Below are 16,923 nucleotides of genomic sequence, written 5' to 3'. Positions count from 1 at the left end.
CACTGCGAGGGCCGCCTCCGGCGCTGGGGGCGAGCACCTCCATGAAGGAGGACACTCCTGCGTTCCGGCGCGCATATAGCATGCTTCGTGCAGATTCACCTCGTCGCACGCCTGCCGTAGTCGCATTCCGTGCGGCCATGGCTTATGAGGATGGTGCGTGGACCGGTTCACGAAGCGGCTCCTTGTCGGGGGAACGGGTGCCGCGCAGGCACCGGTGCGCGGCCGGGACGAGGAACTGGCATTCCTCGACGCACGACTTGACGCCCTCGCCCGTGGCCTCGGCGGGGTCGTGTGCGTCGAGGGCGCGCCGGGCAGTGGCAAGAGCCGGCTCCTGGCGGAGGGACACGCCGCCGCGGTGCGGCGCGGCTTTCGCACGTTCCTGGGCGGCGCGGACCCCGACGAACACTTCGTGCCGCTCGGCCCGCTGCTGGACGGGCTGCAGTCCGGCGTCGAACCTCTGCTCGACGCCGAGAAGCTGCGGGAGCTCTCCACGGCCCCTGACCAGCGGTTCTGGCTGCTCCAGGAACTGCAGGACCGGCTGGAGCAGATGGCCCTCGACAGGCCGCTGCTCATTGTTCTCGACGACCTTCAGTGGTGCGACGACCTGACCCTTCTCGCTGTCCGCACCCTCTCGGCCAGGCTGTCGTCGCACGCGATCCTTTGGCTGGTGGCCGTTCGCCGCGGGACCACGAGCCCGTTGGTGCGGGGGGCACTGGACCGACTGCGACAGGCCGGCGGGCACGAGTTGCGCCTTGGACCGCTCGCGGACGAGGCTGTGGCGCAGATCGCCGAGGACGTTTTGGGCGCGGTGCCCGACTCCGAGGTCCTGAAGGTCGCTCTTCGCGCCGAGGGTCTGCCGCTGCTGCTCGTGGAGATGCTCGGCGGGCTGCGGGACGAGGACTTCGTCACCGTCGCGGACGACGTGGCCCGGCTGTCGGGCCAAGCCATTCCAGCACGTCTGCTGTCCACCGTCGGGCGCCGCATCGATCTGCTGTCCGAACCGGCCCGCGACGTCGTGCAGACCGCGTCCGCCGTGGGCCGCTCGGTCACCGTGGAGCTGCTGGCCGAGCTGCTCGGGAGACCGGCCGCCGCACTGCTCACCGCGGTGCGGGAGGCCCTCGACTCCGACCTGCTGGTCGAACGGAACGGACGTCTGTACTTCCGCCACGACCTGATCCGCGAGGCGGTCGAAGCCGGACTGCCGGTCTCCGTACGCCGGGCCCTGCGTCGTCATGCCGCCGACGTGCTGCTGGCACAGGGTGCGCCCGCTGTGGAGACCGCCACGCTCCTGGCCGACAGCGCGGAGGCCGGTGACCGTCTGGCCGTCGAGCGGTTGCGTACCGCTGCGGCGGAACTCGCGTCCACCGCGTCCACGCCGGCGGCCGAACTCAGCTGTCGGGCCCTGGAGCTGACCCCCGAGGACGCGCCGGAACGGCCCGCGATCGTTGCCGAAACGATCCTTCTGTTGTGGCAGAGCGGGCAGGCCGCGCGTGCCAAGGCGCTCGGTGCATCGACCCTGCCCGGGATCCTCCGCCCCGAGGACGAGGCACAGGTGCGCATGGGGCTGGCGCGCCTGTCCAGCCAGTTCGACTTCATGGAAGCGGTCCGGCAGGCCCGTGCCGGGGCTGCGCTGCCCGGTCTGCCGGCACCGCTACGGGCCCAGCTGCTGGCGCTGCTGTGCCTCAACCTGGCGAACATGGGGGACATGACGGCATGCGCCCACGCCGTGACCGAGGCGCTGGACGCCGCTGCGCAGGCGGGGGAGCGGGGTGCCGAGGCCACCGCTATCGCCGTCGACTCGGTCGTGCTCTTCTACCGGATGGACTGGGGAGCGGCGTTCCGGCAGGCGGACCGGGCCGCCGCACTGGCGACCGACCTCGGCATCGCCCACTCCCTGTGGGTGCCGGAAGCACTGTGGAAGGCGTTCCTGCTGAACGCGGCAGGGCGGTCCGGTGAGGCGCTCGCGGAGTCCGAGGCCGGCGTCCGGGACACCCGGCGCCAGAGCCAGGCCGCCGCGATGCTCCTGTGGCTCATGAACCGCTCGCGCGCACTTCTGGACGCCGGGCGGCTGGCGGATGCCCGGGCCGAGGCGGAAGCCGCGTCGGCGATGGTCGACGAGCTGGGCATGGGCAATTTCGCCGACGCCACACTCCTGTACACGCTGGTGCGAGTCGCCGTCCACACCAACGATCAGGAAGCCGCACGCATGTACGCGGCCCAGGCAGAGCGGATGCTGCGGGACGAGGCGCCGCTCGTCCGCAATGTCGGCTCCTGGATGACGGCGCTGGTGGCAGACTTCGAGGGCCGACCCGACCGCGCCGTGCGACTACTCGACGAAGCGGCCGTTGCGATCCCCGAGAAGCGCCCCTCCCTCGCCAGCCCGGACGATCCCGCCGACGCCCCTGTCTTCGTCCGCATGGCGCTGCGGGCCGGTGCCCATGAAAAGGCCGAAGTGGCAGTCTGCGTGGCGGAGCGACGTGCCAGGCTCAACCCTGACTTCACCATCCTGGCGGCATCGGCCGCTCACGCGCGCGGCCTGCTCGACAACGACCTCGCTCAGCTCCTGCGTGCCGTACGCCTGTACGACGGCTGTCCCCGCCTTCTGCCGCGTGCGTCGGCGCTGGAGGACGCGGGGCGCAAGTTGGCCGCCACCCGTGCGTCCGAAGCCGTGCCCTACCTCGACACCGCCCTCGCCCTCTACACGGAGGCGGGCGCCGAGCGCGACGTCGCGCGCGTCCGCAGCCGCCTGCGGGCCGCCGGCGTCCGGCGCCGCACCACGTCCACGGGAACCGTGAAGGGCTGGCCGGAGCTGACCGTCTCGGAAGTCGGTGTGGTGCGGCTCGTCGCTCAGGGACTGACCAACCGGCAGGTCGCCGAGCGTCTCTCCCTCTCGCCGCACACGGTGAGCTCGCACCTGCGACGCGCCTTCACCAAGCTCGACATCACCTCGCGGGTGGAGCTGGCCCACCTGGCCGGCGCCCGTGACAGCGGAGAGTAACCGCTTCGTATCATACGGGGCCCGTCCCGCATCGCACGGTCCGTGTGATGTCCGGGCACCGGCGCGTCGTGAAAGATGGAGCGGTGGTTCAGAAAAGCGCAGGGCAGGGGGAGATGGCGGGCGCACCGGCAACCGACGAGGAAAGCTTCGCGGGCAACGTGCTCACCACGGCCACGGTGCCCGCCCACCAACGACGCGCCTACTGGCGCGAGGCCCTGTCCCGGACCTTCGGCGCCGTGGACATGTCGGTCCCCCGAGAGGTGAACTCGGGAACGATCCGCACGGCACCGCTCGGCCGGCTCCAGGTCACCACGGTGGACGGTGGTCCGCTGGAGGCCCGGCGCACGCCGCGGCTCATCGCCCAGGGCGCCGAGGAGCAGTACGTCGTGGTGAAGCTGCTGAGCAAGGGGGACGCCCGGCTCGAGCAGGACAACCGCGACGTCGCCCTGCGGCAGGGGGAGGTCTTCATCTACGACCTGGCGCGCCCGGTCCGGCTGATCCTCGGTGACTGCTTCCAGACCAAGTCCCTCGTGGTACCCCGGCAGGTCCTGGGCCTGAGCGAGTCGGACCTGCGGCACATCACGGCATCTCCCCTGCGCTCCGGCACGGCGCTCGGCGAGCTGCTGTCCACCTGCCTGGCTCGGCTCGCGGACGAGGCCGGAACGTACCGTGCGCACACCGGCGAGTCGATCGCCCGCAATGTGGTGGACATCCTGACCGTGCTGGCCGACGAGCGGCTCGGCAGGATCTCCACCGGAACCCCGAGCGGCGACGCGGCGCTGCTGCTGCGGATCCGGGCATTCATCGGGCGGCATCTCGAAGACCCGGATCTGTCCCCGAAGAGCATCGCCCACGCCCACCACATTTCCGTGCGCTACCTGCACAAACTGTTCGAGCGCGAGGGCACAACGGTCAGCCGGTGGATCCAGAGTCGCCGACTGGAGGCGTGCCTGAGGGATCTGGGCCGCCGGGAGAACACGGGTCTCACCGTGGCCGCGGTGGCACGCCGGTGGGGCTTTACCAGCGCCGCCCATTTCAGCCGCGTGTTCCGGGCCGCTTATGGGGTGTCCCCCAGCGAATGGCGGGACGTCCACCGGCCGGAATCTGCTCTTCCTTCTCAGGCAACACCCCGTACGTTCCCGGAGAAGGTGTTCGTATGAGCCGATTTAGGTTGTCCGCAGAGGGATCACCTCTGCGGAAGCCCATGATCGGGGTACGAAATGAGCAAACCGTTTTCCGATGCCGCCGACGAGCTACCGGTCACCCACGAAGTCGTGGTGCACGTCGCCCTCGCGGACCAGCCGCCTGTACCGCTGCCCGCGGAGCTGCGCTACGACAGGACCGATCCCTACGCCGTGTGCCTCTCCCTCGGAGCGACGTCGACCGGCACGGTCGACTGGGTGTTCGCCCGCAGCCTGCTGTCGGAGGGCCTGCACAGACCGATGGGCGTCGGAGACGTCCTGGTGATACCCCGCCGCTGCTGCCACCGGCAGTCGGTACGGGTGGTCGTCAGGTCCCCCGTGGGAGCCACCCTGCTCGACATCGCGGCCTCCGCGGTCACCGCGTTCCTGCGGCAGACCGATCTGCTCGTACCACCGGGCACGGAGGGGCTTCATGTGGACGTGGACCGTGTCATCGCCGAGCTCATGGCGGGAAGCGAATGATCGCCCTCCGGGCGGGCCCGGACGAAACGAAGAAGGAGACGGCGTGGCCGAACTGACCGAGGTCGAGCCGGGAGCCAGGCGCGGCAGCACGCACTCCCCGGTATCCGGCATACAGCTGGTGGGCCGGCAGGCCGAGGTCGCTCAGGTCCTGGACATCGTCGAGGAGGGGCGGACCGCACCACGGACGCTGCTCCTGCTCGGCGACGCCGGCACGGGCAAGTCGAGGCTGCTGGCGGCCGCAGTGGACCACGCCCGGGCCAAGGGAACGCTCGTCCTGGCGTCCCAGGGCATCGAGGCCGAGTCGCCTCAGTCCTTCGCGTCCCTGCACCAGTTGCTCCTCCCCGTTCTGTCCGATGCCGCCGCGCTGCCCGACCATCTGCGCAAGGCACTCGACACTGCGTTCGGCATCGCTGTCGAGGGACCGCCCGACTCCATGCTGCTGCGTACGGCCGTCCTGGCGCTGTTGAGCGAGGTCTCGAACCGGCAGCGCGTCCTGCTGGCCCTCGACGACGTCCAGCACTTCGACCGGGACTCCCTCGACGTGTGCGGTTTCGTGATGCGCCGAATCTCGGCACAGGACGTGTCAGTGCTGCTGACCGCACGTGGCCACACGGCCCCCACCGGGGTCCCGGCGGACCTGCCCACCGTGCTGCTGGGGCCGCTGACCGAACAGGCAGCGGCCGAACTCCTGGACGCCCAGCCGCAGGCACCCACAGGCCGGACACGGATCGAGCTGCTGCGGCAGGCCGGTGGCAACCCGCTGGCCATCATCGAGCTGTGCCGCGCGGCCGGAACGGGCGGCCTGGGCGTGCTGCCCGGCAGCGGACTGCCGAGGACGGAGCGCATCCAGGAGCTGTACGCCGCCCGGCTTCGCGAACTGCCGCAGATGACTCAGCGGTTGATCCTGTATGCCGCGGCGTCGCAGGGCGAAGACCTCGCCGCCGTCATGGCCGCCGCCGGCGCAGGGTCCGATCTGTCGGCATGGGCCCCGGCCGAGGAGATCGGCCTCGTCTCCGTCATGGACGGGCAGGTGCTCTTCCGGCATCCGCTGGTCCGCACGGGCGCCTATCACGCGGCCCCGGCACACCTGCGGCAACAGGTTCATCGGGACCTGGCGGACGCCCTCACGACGGACCCGGCCCGCCGCGCCTGGCACCTGGCCGCGGCATGCGTCGGCCACGACGAGTCCGTGGCGGCGGCTCTGGAGGACACCGCCGAACTCGCCGAGAAGCGCGGCGGCTTCTACGCGGCGGGCCAGGCGCTGCAACGTTCCGCCGAGTGCAGCCCCGCGATCACCGACCGGGCCCGCCGGTACGCGAAGGCGCTGAGAGCCGCCCAGAACGTCGGCGACTCCTTGTGGGTGTGCGAGCTGTTCGACAAGGTCACCGCGCTGACCGAGGACCGGGATCTGCTGGGCATGGCGGCCTGTGCCGCCGGCATGGGCATGTCCCTGCTCGGTCATCAGCGGCAGGCGTTCCGGATACTGATGAATGCGCTGGAGCCGAATCCCCCCGAGAACGGCATGACGGTGGTCGCTCTGACCAGCATCCTCGCGGCAGTCGGCTACCAGTCGGGTCTGCCCGAAGTCAGGCGCCCGGTCGTGGCTTTGCGGGAGGGAGTGCGGACCGGGAACTCCGAGACCCCCTACGCCGAGCTGGCGACGAGACACAGCTCCGACGCGGTGCAGGCCTCCTCCCTGGCCGGAGCCGACCCCACCCGGGCCCCCGTGCTGCTCCGGCGAATCCTGGACCCGGGGATGCCCGAGGAGTCGACCGGCGTGGCGGCGATGACCCGCCTCCTCGGGCTGGGCGCGCTGGCCTGGTACGCCGACGAGTCCGACCTGTGCGTCGACGCCCACCGACAGGGGTACGCCATGCTCAGCGCGTACGGTGCCCTGGGCTCGGCCGCACCCTCGCTCACGGCGGTGGCGACGGCGCTGATCGACACCGGCCGATGGGCGGAGGCCGACGAGCACATGGACAAGTCCGCGGCGTTGGCGGCCGTCCACAAGTGGCGGCATGTGCAGATCGACGTCGAGGCCCTGCGGGCCACCCTGCGGGCCCTGCGGGGCGAGACCGGCGACCTGCCGGCGGACCCGGCCTGGACGGCGGTCGGCCTGGAGGAGAACCGCGCCACCCACGCCCGCCTCCTGCGGGCCGCGGGTACCGCTGCCGTGTCGGCCGGCGACTTCGACGGCGCGTTCCGGCAGTTTCGGCTGCTGTTCGGCGAGGACGGCACGCCTCTGCACTACTTCCTGTCACCCCGGTCGATCGCAGATCTCGCCGCGGCCGCCCAGCGCACGGGCCGGGAGAAGGAGGCAGCGCGCATCGTCGAGGCGGTGCGCGCCGCGATGGGGCCGCAGCCGACGACCCGGATGACGCTGCTGCTGCACCACACCGCCGCGCTGACCGGCGACCCCAAGGACGCCGAGCACCACTTCCGGCTCGCCACGGTGAACCCGGCGGGTGATCAGTGGCCGTTGGCAAGGGCGCAGGCAAGGCTGCACTACGCGCAGTGGCTGCGCAGGCGGCGGCGCCCTCTGGATGCCCGCCCGCTCCTGGCCACGGCCCTGGAGTCGTTCACCCGGCTCGGCGCGGCGGCCCTGGCGGGCGAGGCACGGGTGGAGCTGCGGGCCAGCGGCGTGGCCACCGAGCCCGCCAAGGCCGACCCACTGGCGGAACTGACCGCCCAGCAGCGGGAGATCGTCCGGCTGGCCGCGCGGGGGCTGCGCAATCGGGAGATAGCCGAGCAGCTGATGCTGTCCCCTCGCACGGTCAGTTCCCACCTCTACAACGTGTATCCGAAGCTGGGGGTCAGCAGCCGCAACCAGCTCCGCGGTCTCTTCGAGGACCTGTGAGGCCGCAACGATGAGCCGTACGGTAGAGGCACTCCTGCCATTCGGCCTCACCTGCCATGGCCTTCGGCATGAGGACCGACAGCGCGCAACAGTGACGTTGCAGGGAGATGTGTGAACTTCGACCCCCCCACGGATTCCGGCGGACGCGACCGTCCTGCCGTCGTCCTCGATCCCCTCGTCCAGCGGCTCGTCGACGCCTGTGCCGCACCGCCGTACCTGCACCAGCTCGGACCCGTCGACGGTCGGCAGGCACTGCTGGAGATGCAGGGCCACACGCCGGACAACTTCGCCGTGGACGCGGAGTTCAGGGTGGCACCGGTGGGTCCCTCCGGGCTCGTCGGCTTCTGGCTGTTCCGGCCGACGCGGCCGACCGGTCCCCTTCCCGTGGTCGTGTACCTCCATGGCGGCCGCTGGATGCTCGGTGACGGCCGGACGCATGCGCGGATGATCAGCGAGCTGGCAGCCATCAGTGGCGCCGCCTTCGTGGTGCCCGAATACACCCGTACTCCGGAGGCCCGCTACCCGGTCCCGCTGGAGGAGTCGTACGCGCTGCTGACCTGGGTGGTCGAGCAGGCGGCCGAACTGGCCCTGGACGACCGCAGGCTGGCGGTGGCCGGCGACTGCGTCGGCGCGACCATGGCCACGGCCCTCACCATGCTGGCCAAGCAGCGCGGCGGTCCCCGCATCCGCGCGCAGTTGCTCTACTACCCGATGACCGACCCGGACAGCGACACCGAGTCGGCAGAACAGTTCGAGTACGGCTACCTCCTGACGCGCGCGGCTGTCGAGTGGTACTGGCGGCAGTACGTCGACGACGAGCGCGACCTCGCGGAGCCCACGGCCGCGCCGCTGCGGGCCACCCCCGAGGATCTCGCGGGACTGCCCCCTGCCCTGGTCGTGTCGGCGGAGGCGGATGTCGTACGGGACGAGGGCGAACAGTACGCTCGCTCGCTGCGGCTGGCGGGGGTGCCCGTGACCGCCGTTCGCTATCTGGGGACGGTGCACGACTTCGTCTCCCTGAACCCTTTGCGGAACAGCCCTCCGACGCGGGCCGCGATCAGCCAGGGCGGCCACTTCCTCGGGGACGCCCTGGCCGACCGGAGCTGACGGCCCGCTCCTGAGGAATCGACCGTCAACTTACTGATGCCTGCGCAGCAGGCTCTTGCCAGGCTGAAGGGACATGAGGCCGCCTACGTCGGCACGTCCTTCACCTGGGAAGAGCAGCATGCCCACCGCCGAACCCAAAACGACCACGGCATCCGGATGCGTCCAGATCGTTGCCGCCGTGCCCGACGAGGAGAATCAGGAAGTCCTCTACCTGGGAATGTTCGACCGCCGCTCGGTCGCGATCACCTGGGAAGGGGACGAGGTGTACCTGGAGCCGGGTGACCTTGCTTTCTGCGATCCAGGTCGGCGTCATTCCCTGCGGTTCAGCGACGACTGCCGGATGACGGTCTTCCGTATACCGCGCTGCTATCTGGGAGTTTCGGAGTCGGATCTGGACCGCGTCGCGGGGGCGACCGTGCGAGGCTGCCGGGGCTTGGGCGCGCTGGTGTCGGACCTTCTCTCCGCGCTCGCCGCCGAGACGGAGTTCCGGACGTCGGTGATCGGTGACCGGCTCGCCCGCAGTGCCATGGATCTCGTCACTGTCCTTGTCATGGAACTCCTTGAGACGGAGACCGCTGCCGAGGCGTCGAGTGTGTCGAGGGCCGGCACCGAGATGCTGCTCCGGATCCGGACCTATATCGAAGAGCATCTGATGGAGCCGGACCTGTCACCGGAGGCGATCGCACGCGCGCACCACATCTCGGTCCGCTACCTGCACAAGCTCTTCCAGAACGACGGCACCACGGTGAGCCAGTGGGTGCGCCAGCGGAGACTCGACGCGTGCAGACACGAACTGAGCCGGACACCGAACCGACGGATCACTGTGGCCGCTGTGGCGCACCGGTGGGGTTTCAGCAGCCCAGCGCATTTCAGCCGCACCTTCCGGGACGCGTACGGGATGTCCCCCAGCGAATGGCAGGCGCTGGCAGCCTCGGGCGTCGGCTCTCCGGCCACCGACGCGTGGGTTGCCAGCTGACCGTGCTGCGCGACGAAGGGCCCGGCAGCCGACGCTGCCAGGCCCTTTCCCGTCGGGCTCGGGACATCCGTAGGTGGGTGAGTGGACCGACCCGGCCGTCAGCCCAGCTCCGTGTCCAGCCACTCCAGGACCTCAGGGGTCACCGGATCGGTGATGTCGTCGAACTCCTCATGCCGGGTCAGGTACTTGGCGACATAGGGGCAGACCGGCACGATGCGCTTGCCCGACCTGCGCACGTCGGTGAGTGCCTCATGGACCAACTGGGCTGCGAGTCCCTGGCCGGTGAAGGCGTCGTCGACTTCGGTGTGGTGAAAGACCCGCTGCTCACCTCGGTCGCGGTAGGCGGTCAGGCCGACGCGCCTGCCGTCGACCAGGATTTCGTAACGGTGCCGGGCGTCCACCCGTTCCACGGTCGGGGTGGCGGAGGGCTGGCTCATGGGGGTCGGGATCCTTTCGGTGGGTGCGGCTCAGCGGCGCGAGGGGTTTCCGCGAGGTGCGATGGCGGCGTTCGGCAGGGCGGGCGCGGGAAGGCGGTCTCCGTCGTATCCCTCGACCGCGCCGAAGCGGTCGGAGGCGTTCTGCCAGTCCTCGCGAGCCCGGACGATCTCTTGGTGGCCGCGGCCGATGAAGTTCCACCACATGACGATCTGTTCGTCGAAGGGCGTTCCACCGAGCAGGACGGTCCGTGCCGCGTGGTCCGACTCATTCGTGAGCGTCAATGTGCGGTCCCCGGTGTCCGTGTATCCCAACTCCGCGGGATGCAGGAGGGCGTCGGACACGCGGACAGGTCCTCGGTCGACGAGAAGGCCGTGCTCGAAGGCGGGATCGACGGCGAGCGTGACGGTCGCACGGGGAGCCAGGAGAATTTCGGCGCCGAGCAGAGGCGTGAAGGTCGGTACAGGGGAGACGGACCCGGCGAAGGAGCCCAGGAACACCCTGATTTCGGCTCCCGTGATCCGTACGGGGTCGGGCACGTAGTGGTGGAAGTCGCGTTCGCCGTACCTGTGCTGGTCGGGCAGCGCCACCCACAGCTGGACGCCGTGCAGGATCGTGGTCCGCGCCGTCGAGACCTCCGAGTGGCTGATGCCGTACCCGCCCGTCATGAGGTTCAACTCGCCCGGTCGTACCAGCGCGTGACTGCCGAGGCTGTCGCGGTGCTCGATCTCTCCACTGAACAGCCAGCTCACCGTCTGCAGCCCAGTGTGCGGATGGGGAGCGACGTCCATGCCACCCGTGTCGGCGACGTCGTCGGGGCCGTAGTGATCCACGAAGCACCAGGCGCCGATCAGCGTCCGGGCGCGCTGCGGCAGTGTGCGCCGTACTTTCATCGCCCGTGGGCCGCCGAGGGGCACGTCCCTCGGGGCGAGTACGTCGACGCGTGGAGCCCTCGCGTCACGGCCGCTGTCGGCCGGTGTCGGGCCGTGCGACTCGGTCGGCTCTGTCTCGACGTTGCTCACTGTGCACCGTCTCCCTTCCACGATGGATGCGTTGTCGCCGGTACGACGGGTCCCGAGGACGCGTCGAAGGCATGGGTCACCTCCGGCCGGGTGCCGGGGACCAGGAGACGGCGTGCCCGCTCCTCGTAGCGGCGGTCGGTGCGGGTGAGCCGGTCGCTGTGCTGGGCGAGATGCTCGGACCAGGAGACGACGAGGTAGGTCTCGATGAAGTGCCCGGGATCCTGTCCGTCCTGGTACAGACCCCAGGTCAGGGCTCCGGTGCGCCGCCGGGAACGGGCGACGTGGTCCATGCAGTCGCTGAAGGCTGGTTCCTTTCCTGGCGCGACGCGGTAGGAAACGGTGATGAGTACCGGGCCGGTGGTTGGGCCCGGCTCGAACACCAGGGGCGGGACCGGCCAGTGCGCGGAGGGGGAGGGGTCGATGCTTTCCGTCCCGTGCAGCGGCCAGCGACGCACGCTGGTGGCGCTGAGCAGCAGCAACGTGCTGCCCGTCAGGAGCGGGACGGTGAGCCCCAGCCGGTCGGCGAGGGCGCCCCACAGCGGTGCCACCAGCGCCTGGCCGCCCTGGAAGACAAGAAGATAGACGGCGAGGCCGCGGGCCCTGACCCAGCCGGGGAGCCGCGTCTGCATGGCCGCGTTGAGGGTGGACAGCACCCCGATCCACGCCAGCCCGGCGAACAGCAGCGCCACGGTGACCAACCACGGGATCCGTATGGTGGCCAGGACGACGAGGACACCCGCGAAGACCAGGGCGCCGCCGCACAGAGTGCCGTTGGCGCCGAGCACTCTGTTGCTGCGAGGCAGCACGAAGGCGCCCGCGACCGCTCCGACCCCGACCGCGCCCAGCAGCAGTCCGTAGCCGCCCGAGCCCAGGTGCAGGGAGCGACTCGCGACCAGGGGAAGCAGCGCCCACAGAGCGGCGCCGCCGGGGATGAACAGGGCCATCCGCAGCAGGACCCTGCGGACGTCCGGCGCGTACCAGACATAGCGGCGGCCTGCGTCAAGGGCACTCAGCAGCTTCTCGCCTCCCGCAGCGGTGGCGACAGCCCGGGGACGCCGCCAGAGCATCAGCACGAGGGTGATGCCGAGATAGGAAGCGGCGTTGAAGGCGAACACCCAGCCCGCGCCCGCCGCCGCCACGACCACTCCGCCGACGGCCGGCCCGACGGCGCGGGCCAGGTTCATGTTCACGCCGCCGAGCGCGGCGGCCTGTCCCAGTTGGCGGCGTTCCACCAGCTCCGGCTGGATGGCCTGCCAGGCCGGGCCCATCAACGCGGTGCCGCATCCCAGCAGGAAGGTGAGGATCAGCAACAGCAAGGGAGTGAGCGCGTCCGCGAACGCCAGCGCGGTCAGCACGCCGGAGACCGCGAGCATGGCCAGCTGCGCGGTCAGGAGCACTCCGCGACGGTCATAGCGGTCGGCGACCACGCCGGAGGGCAGCGCCAGGAGCACCACGGGCAGGCTGGAGGCCGTCTGGACCAGCGTCACCAGTGCCGCGTCATGTCCGATCAGCAGCCACTGTGCGCCCACCATCTGCATCCAGCTGCCGATGTTGGAGACCAGCTGGGCGATCCACAGGGCCCGGAAGAGGCGTGCTGCGAGCGGTGCCCATGGCGAATCCGGCTTCGGGGGCTGGGTGGATGAGGAGGACGGTGAGGTGCTCATGCTGGTCCATGCGGGTGAGTGCGAACGCGTTGACTGTCGGTGCAGCCACCGGTGGGCCGGTGGGTCATTCAGGGCCTCGGCCGGACCCAGCTCGCATCGGCCGACGACAGACGATGCGTGACCACGGCGGTGACCGCGAGCAACACCACGGCCAGGCCCAGGGTGAGGACAAGATGGCCGTGCAGGACGAGCCGGCCTCCCATGAGCGCGCCGAGGAACATCGCGAGCACGGAGAGGACCCGGCGGCCGGGGCGCGGCGCCTCGCCGCCGGCCGGAGTGGAGTCCGCTGCCAGGCCCGTCAGGGTCAGGGTCAGGACGGTCGTCGTGAGGTCCGGGACCCCCAGGCGCCGGGCGACCGCGTTCTGCAGACCCATGGCGAGGCCCAGGAACACGATCAGCGTGTACTGGACGCCGGGGGTGACCCGGCCGTCCGATACGGCGGCGGCCACCACCGTGACCAAGACCAGGACGGTCTGCACAGCCGCGGCCGAACTCAGCAGGTGGCCCCGGTGCGTGGCGAACCGAGTGCTGAGCTTGCCCCCCGCGAGCGCGCCGACGAGGAAGGAGCCCATCGCGACGACCGACGCGAGCGCGGACAGGCTCTCGTCGCCTGACAGAGCGAATCCCAGGAAGACCACGTTCCCGGTCATGTTGGCGACGAAGACGTGCCCGAGTGCCAGGTAGCTCACGGCGTCGACCAGACCGGTGACCACCGTCAGGACCAGCATCAGGGGAGGCAGCGGGCCGTGCCGTTCCTCACCGCGCGGTACCAGGGTGCGCAGCGCGTCACTCAGCAGCCTGCGCATGCCGCGCCCTCTCCGGTGCGGCGGTGGCCGGCCGGTGCAGCACCACGCGCGTCAGCAGGCCGCTCGCCGGACCCGTCACGATCGCGGCGACGGAGACCCACACCGGCCAGGGGGTGACGGCCAGCGCGTGATCCACGGACCACCGTCCGGGCCCGGTCAGGGCCAGGACGGCGGAGACGACGACCAGGACCAGGGGATATTCGTAGCCGTCGTTCTGGACCCACAGCCCCTTGGGCCATTTCACGGTGCCCGCAACGGTCATCACACCCATCGCGGCCATCGCGGCCAGGGGCGTGAGCAGCCCCGCCGTCAGGAACAGGCCGGAACCGATCTGACTGGCTCCCGCGACGAGCGCGGTCAGCCGGCCGCCGCGGAATCCGTCCCGGCGGAACTCCTCGGTCCCGCCCGCGAATCCGTTGCCCCCGAGCCGGAAGCTCACCTTCTGCACACCGTGCGCGGCGATGAGCAGCCCCACCACCAGCCGGAGGACCAACAGTCCAGCGTCCATCGTGTACCTGCCTGTCCCTGACGTGTCCGTGCCGTGCGTCAGCCGGCGGCGTGAGCGCCGAGAATGGCCTGCGCGTACACCAGGCCGAGACCGTAGGTGCCGCCGTGCTCCTTGACCACGTCGCCCACGGCGGCGTACGTCTCGGTGCGGGCCCAGTCGCGCTGGAGCTCCAGGAGCACCTGCACCCAGGTCACCGGGACCGCGCCGGCCTGGATCATGCGCTGGACGGCGTGCTCGTGGGCCTGCGGGCTGACACCGCCGGACGCGTCGGTGACGACGTAGACCTCGTAGCCCTGGGCGATGGCGGACAGCACCGGCAGGACGACGCAGACTTCGGTCCACAGGCCGGCGATGACGAGCTTCTCACGGCCGGTGGCCTTGACGGCCTCGACGAAGTTGACGTCCTCCCAGGCGTTCATCGTGCTGCGGTCGATGATCTTCTGGTCGGGGAAGACGTCCGCGAGCTGCGGCATGAGCGGTCCGGAGAAGGACTCGGAGGCCACGGTGCTCAGCACGACGGGCACGTCGAACACCTTCGCGGCCTTCGCCAGGCCCACGGTGGAGTTGATGATGGCGGTGCGGTCGCCGCTGCCGGTGCCGAAGAACATCTGCGGCTGGTGGTCGATGAACAGCACCGCGCAGTTGTCCGGGGTGAGCAGGTCGGGACTGGGGGCAGCGGTGACCTCGGCGATGTTGACCATGAGTGTGTGCCTTTCTCGGCAAGTGGTGGCGCGGACTGCTGTCCGTGCCCTGGGAAGACCGTCCTGTCGGACGGAGCCTGTGGGTGTCCCGGAAGGGGCGCTCAGGGCCAGGCCCCCTCCGGGAGCTCAGAGGTAGAAGCAGGGATCGATCGGGGTGCTCGCGGAGTCCACGGCGAGGCCGCGCGCGATGCGCCACTGACGGTGCTGCTTCGACTCGGCGACGGCCTGGCCGAGCAACTCCGCCTGGCGGGCGCCGACGAGAGACGACCGTTGGGACGCCTGGTAGCCGCCGAAGTGCGCCACCGGACTCCAGGCCGGGCTGACGGGGGGAAGTTCCTCGTCGAGCCCTTCGTATTCGGCGGCGCCGTAGACGATCCGGCCGCCGGTCACCGTCAGCAGCGACTCGATGTGGGCGATGTCCGGCTCGGGCACGGTGAAGTAGTCGTCGGAGAGGACCGCAAGGTCCGCGTAACAACCTGGCTGGAGCACGCCCTTGACCTTGTCCTCGCCGGTCAGTGCGGCGCCGGCGCGCGTGAACATCGCCAGTGCCGTCTGCCGGTCGACGCGGTTCGCCAGCGGGCGCAGCGCCAGATCGCCGACGGTGCGGCCGCTGACGAGCCAGTGCAGGGCGACCCACGGGTTGTAGGTGGAGACCCGGGTGGCGTCGGTGCCGGCGCCGACGGTCAGGCCGCGGTCCAGCATGGCCCGGATAGGCGGGGCGTCCGCGGCCGCTCCGGGGCCGTAACGCCGCACGAACGCCTCGCCCTGGAACGACAGACGGTTCTGTACGGACATCGCGCCGCCGAGGGCGGCGATGCGGTCCAGGCTTTCGGTGGAGACGGTCTCCGCGTGGTCGAACAGCCACCGGCTCCCGGCGGGGAAGAGCCCTTCCGTGGCGAGTTTCTCGAACACCGCGAGGTCACGGCGGATGGTTTCGTCGTAGGTGGCGTGCAGCCGGAATCCCCACCCGTTTTCCATGAGGAGGCGTACGGCTTTCTCGAATTCCGCCTCGTAGCCGGCGGTGAGTTCCGGACGCGGCTGGGTGAAGTTCTCGAAGTCGGCGGCCGACCAGGTGAGGTTCTCACCCGCGCCGTTCAGACGCAGCCATGCGTCCCCGTCCTCGGGGCGGACCATGTCGATCCAGCGGGCCAGGTCGTCGATCTCCTGGCCGGGCGTCTGGGGGAAGAGATGGTAGGCGATGCGCAGCGAGAGCTGGCCGGCCTTCGCCAGTTCGATGACGGTGGCGTAGTTGTCAGGGAAATTCTGAAATCCGCCGGCGGCGTCTATCGCCGACGTCAGTCCGAACCTGTTCAACTCGCGCAGGAAATGCCGGGTGGAGGTCTTCTTGTCCTCGTCGCTCTGCAACACCGGCGCCTTGGCCAGGGTCGAGTAGAGGATGAGGGCGCTGGGAGCGGCGAGCAGCATGCCGGTCGGTTCCCCGTCCCGGCCGCGCACGATCTGGCCGCCCTTGGGGTCGGGGGTGTCCCGGGTAAAACCGGCGGCCTTGAGCGCCGCGCGGTTGAGCACGGCCGACTGGTACAGGTGCAGGACGAACACCGGGGTGTCCGGCGCGGCGGCGTTCAGTTCGGCGACGGTCGGCAGCCGGCGTTCGGCGAACTGCTCGGCCGACCAGCCCCCCACCACGCGCACCCACTGGCCCTTCGGGGTGCGAGCTGCCTGCTCACGCAGCATCGCCAGACCCTGACGCAGGCTGCGCACACCGTCCCACCGCAGCTCCAGTACGTAGTTCAGTCCCCCGCGGATCACGTGCAGGTGTGAGTCGTTGAGGCCGGGTATCACCCGTCGCCCCAGCGAATCAACCACCTTCGTGCCGGTGCCGACGTGGGGCGCCACGTCCTTGTCGTCACCGACGACCGTGATCACGCCGTCGCAGATGGCGAGCGCCTCCGCCTGCGGGCGGGCCGGGTCCCCGGTGTGGATTTTCGCGTTGCGGACGACGAGGTCCGCGGCTTCGTCCATGGCGCGCGGAACCAGCCCGCCGACGGGCATTGTCGACATCTCCTGAAACCCCTCTGGGAAAACGACTTCGATCCAAGTCATGGCCGGCAACGGCGGACTTCGGTGACGCAGTCCCACTCGAATGCCCGTCTGCTCGGATCGAATCGAGCCCTGTGTGGAAGGGCGGGGGACCGCTGTTGCTTCGCCAACACGATAGGCAGGACAG

At 70.4% G+C, this 16,923-nt stretch carries 13 protein-coding genes; 6 read left to right on the top strand and 7 right to left on the bottom strand.

Annotated features, from left to right (window positions below; translation table 11 throughout):
• The first annotated feature begins 157 nt into the window (after window positions 1-157).
• The 6 genes from NW895_RS16600 (at window position 158) to NW895_RS16575 (ending at window position 9,602) form a co-directional block, all read left to right on the top strand.
• A complete protein-coding gene (locus NW895_RS16600) occupies window positions 158-2,998 on the top strand; it encodes a LuxR family transcriptional regulator (protein WP_289936319.1) in 2,841 nt (946 codons plus the stop codon).
• Window positions 2,999-3,081: 83 nt separating this feature from the next.
• On the top strand, window positions 3,082-4,158 hold the full coding sequence (locus tag NW895_RS16595; protein ID WP_289936318.1) for a helix-turn-helix domain-containing protein: 1,077 nt from the start codon (window positions 3,082-3,084) through the stop codon (window positions 4,156-4,158).
• A 60-nt stretch (window positions 4,159-4,218) separates the two neighbouring features.
• Window positions 4,219-4,662, top strand: a complete 444-nt coding sequence (locus NW895_RS16590; protein ID WP_289936317.1) for an SsgA family sporulation/cell division regulator — start codon at window positions 4,219-4,221, stop codon at window positions 4,660-4,662.
• Window positions 4,663-4,705: 43 nt separating this feature from the next.
• Entirely contained in the window at window positions 4,706-7,519 is a 2,814-nt protein-coding gene (locus tag NW895_RS16585; RefSeq protein WP_289936316.1) for a LuxR family transcriptional regulator, read from the top strand.
• A 111-nt stretch (window positions 7,520-7,630) separates the two neighbouring features.
• Entirely contained in the window at window positions 7,631-8,626 is a 996-nt protein-coding gene (locus NW895_RS16580) for an alpha/beta hydrolase (protein ID WP_289936315.1), read from the top strand.
• A gap of 118 nt (window positions 8,627-8,744) precedes the next feature.
• Window positions 8,745-9,602 (top strand): helix-turn-helix domain-containing protein, encoded by an 858-nt coding sequence (locus NW895_RS16575; RefSeq protein WP_289936314.1) that lies wholly within the window; start codon window positions 8,745-8,747, stop codon window positions 9,600-9,602.
• A 98-nt stretch (window positions 9,603-9,700) separates the two neighbouring features.
• Here NW895_RS16575 and NW895_RS16570 read toward each other — a convergent pair whose 3' ends face one another.
• From NW895_RS16570 to NW895_RS16540, 7 genes are all read right to left on the bottom strand, one after another.
• Window positions 9,701-10,039 (bottom strand): GNAT family N-acetyltransferase, encoded by a 339-nt coding sequence (locus NW895_RS16570; RefSeq protein WP_289936313.1) that lies wholly within the window; start codon window positions 10,037-10,039, stop codon window positions 9,701-9,703.
• A gap of 30 nt (window positions 10,040-10,069) precedes the next feature.
• Window positions 10,070-10,954, bottom strand: coding sequence for a pirin family protein (locus NW895_RS16565; protein WP_289936515.1), 885 nt, complete (start codon window positions 10,952-10,954; stop codon window positions 10,070-10,072).
• A gap of 101 nt (window positions 10,955-11,055) precedes the next feature.
• Window positions 11,056-12,723, bottom strand: coding sequence for an MFS transporter (locus tag NW895_RS16560; protein WP_289936312.1), 1,668 nt, complete (start codon window positions 12,721-12,723; stop codon window positions 11,056-11,058).
• Window positions 12,724-12,791: 68 nt separating this feature from the next.
• Entirely contained in the window at window positions 12,792-13,529 is a 738-nt protein-coding gene (locus NW895_RS16555) for a YoaK family protein (RefSeq protein ID WP_289936310.1), read from the bottom strand.
• Entirely contained in the window at window positions 13,510-14,037 is a 528-nt protein-coding gene (locus tag NW895_RS16550) for a DoxX family protein (RefSeq protein WP_289936309.1), read from the bottom strand. Before NW895_RS16550 ends, NW895_RS16555 begins: the two co-directional genes overlap by 20 nt.
• A gap of 38 nt (window positions 14,038-14,075) precedes the next feature.
• Window positions 14,076-14,738, bottom strand: coding sequence for a hydrolase (locus tag NW895_RS16545; RefSeq protein ID WP_289936308.1), 663 nt, complete (start codon window positions 14,736-14,738; stop codon window positions 14,076-14,078).
• A 126-nt stretch (window positions 14,739-14,864) separates the two neighbouring features.
• Window positions 14,865-16,757, bottom strand: a complete 1,893-nt coding sequence (locus NW895_RS16540; RefSeq protein WP_289936307.1) for an amidohydrolase — start codon at window positions 16,755-16,757, stop codon at window positions 14,865-14,867.
• Between the last annotated feature and the right edge of the window lie 166 nt (window positions 16,758-16,923).

Origin of the sequence: Streptomyces sp. S.PNR 29, from assembly GCF_030386795.1 — a bacterium.
Lineage (GTDB): Bacteria > Actinomycetota > Actinomycetes > Streptomycetales > Streptomycetaceae > Streptomyces.
The sequence above is the reverse complement of the archived record's forward strand: the minus strand, read 5'-3'. Positions and strand labels throughout refer to the sequence as shown.

What these genes read in the sequence shown, in the direction of transcription:
- NW895_RS16590 (WP_289936317.1), top strand. Translation starts at nt 4,219, where the DNA reads ATGAGCAAACCGTTTTCCGATGCCGCCGACGAGCTACCGGTCACCCAC.
- NW895_RS16575 (WP_289936314.1), top strand. Translation starts at nt 8,745, where the DNA reads ATGCCCACCGCCGAACCCAAAACGACCACGGCATCCGGATGCGTCCAG.
- NW895_RS16570 (WP_289936313.1), bottom strand. Translation starts at nt 10,039, where the DNA reads ATGAGCCAGCCCTCCGCCACCCCGACCGTGGAACGGGTGGACGCCCGG.
- NW895_RS16560 (WP_289936312.1), bottom strand. Translation starts at nt 12,723, where the DNA reads ATGAGCACCTCACCGTCCTCCTCATCCACCCAGCCCCCGAAGCCGGAT.
- NW895_RS16555 (WP_289936310.1), bottom strand. Translation starts at nt 13,529, where the DNA reads ATGCGCAGGCTGCTGAGTGACGCGCTGCGCACCCTGGTACCGCGCGGT.
- NW895_RS16550 (WP_289936309.1), bottom strand. Translation starts at nt 14,037, where the DNA reads ATGGACGCTGGACTGTTGGTCCTCCGGCTGGTGGTGGGGCTGCTCATC.
- NW895_RS16545 (WP_289936308.1), bottom strand. Translation starts at nt 14,738, where the DNA reads ATGGTCAACATCGCCGAGGTCACCGCTGCCCCCAGTCCCGACCTGCTC.
- NW895_RS16540 (WP_289936307.1), bottom strand. Translation starts at nt 16,757, where the DNA reads ATGTCGACAATGCCCGTCGGCGGGCTGGTTCCGCGCGCCATGGACGAA.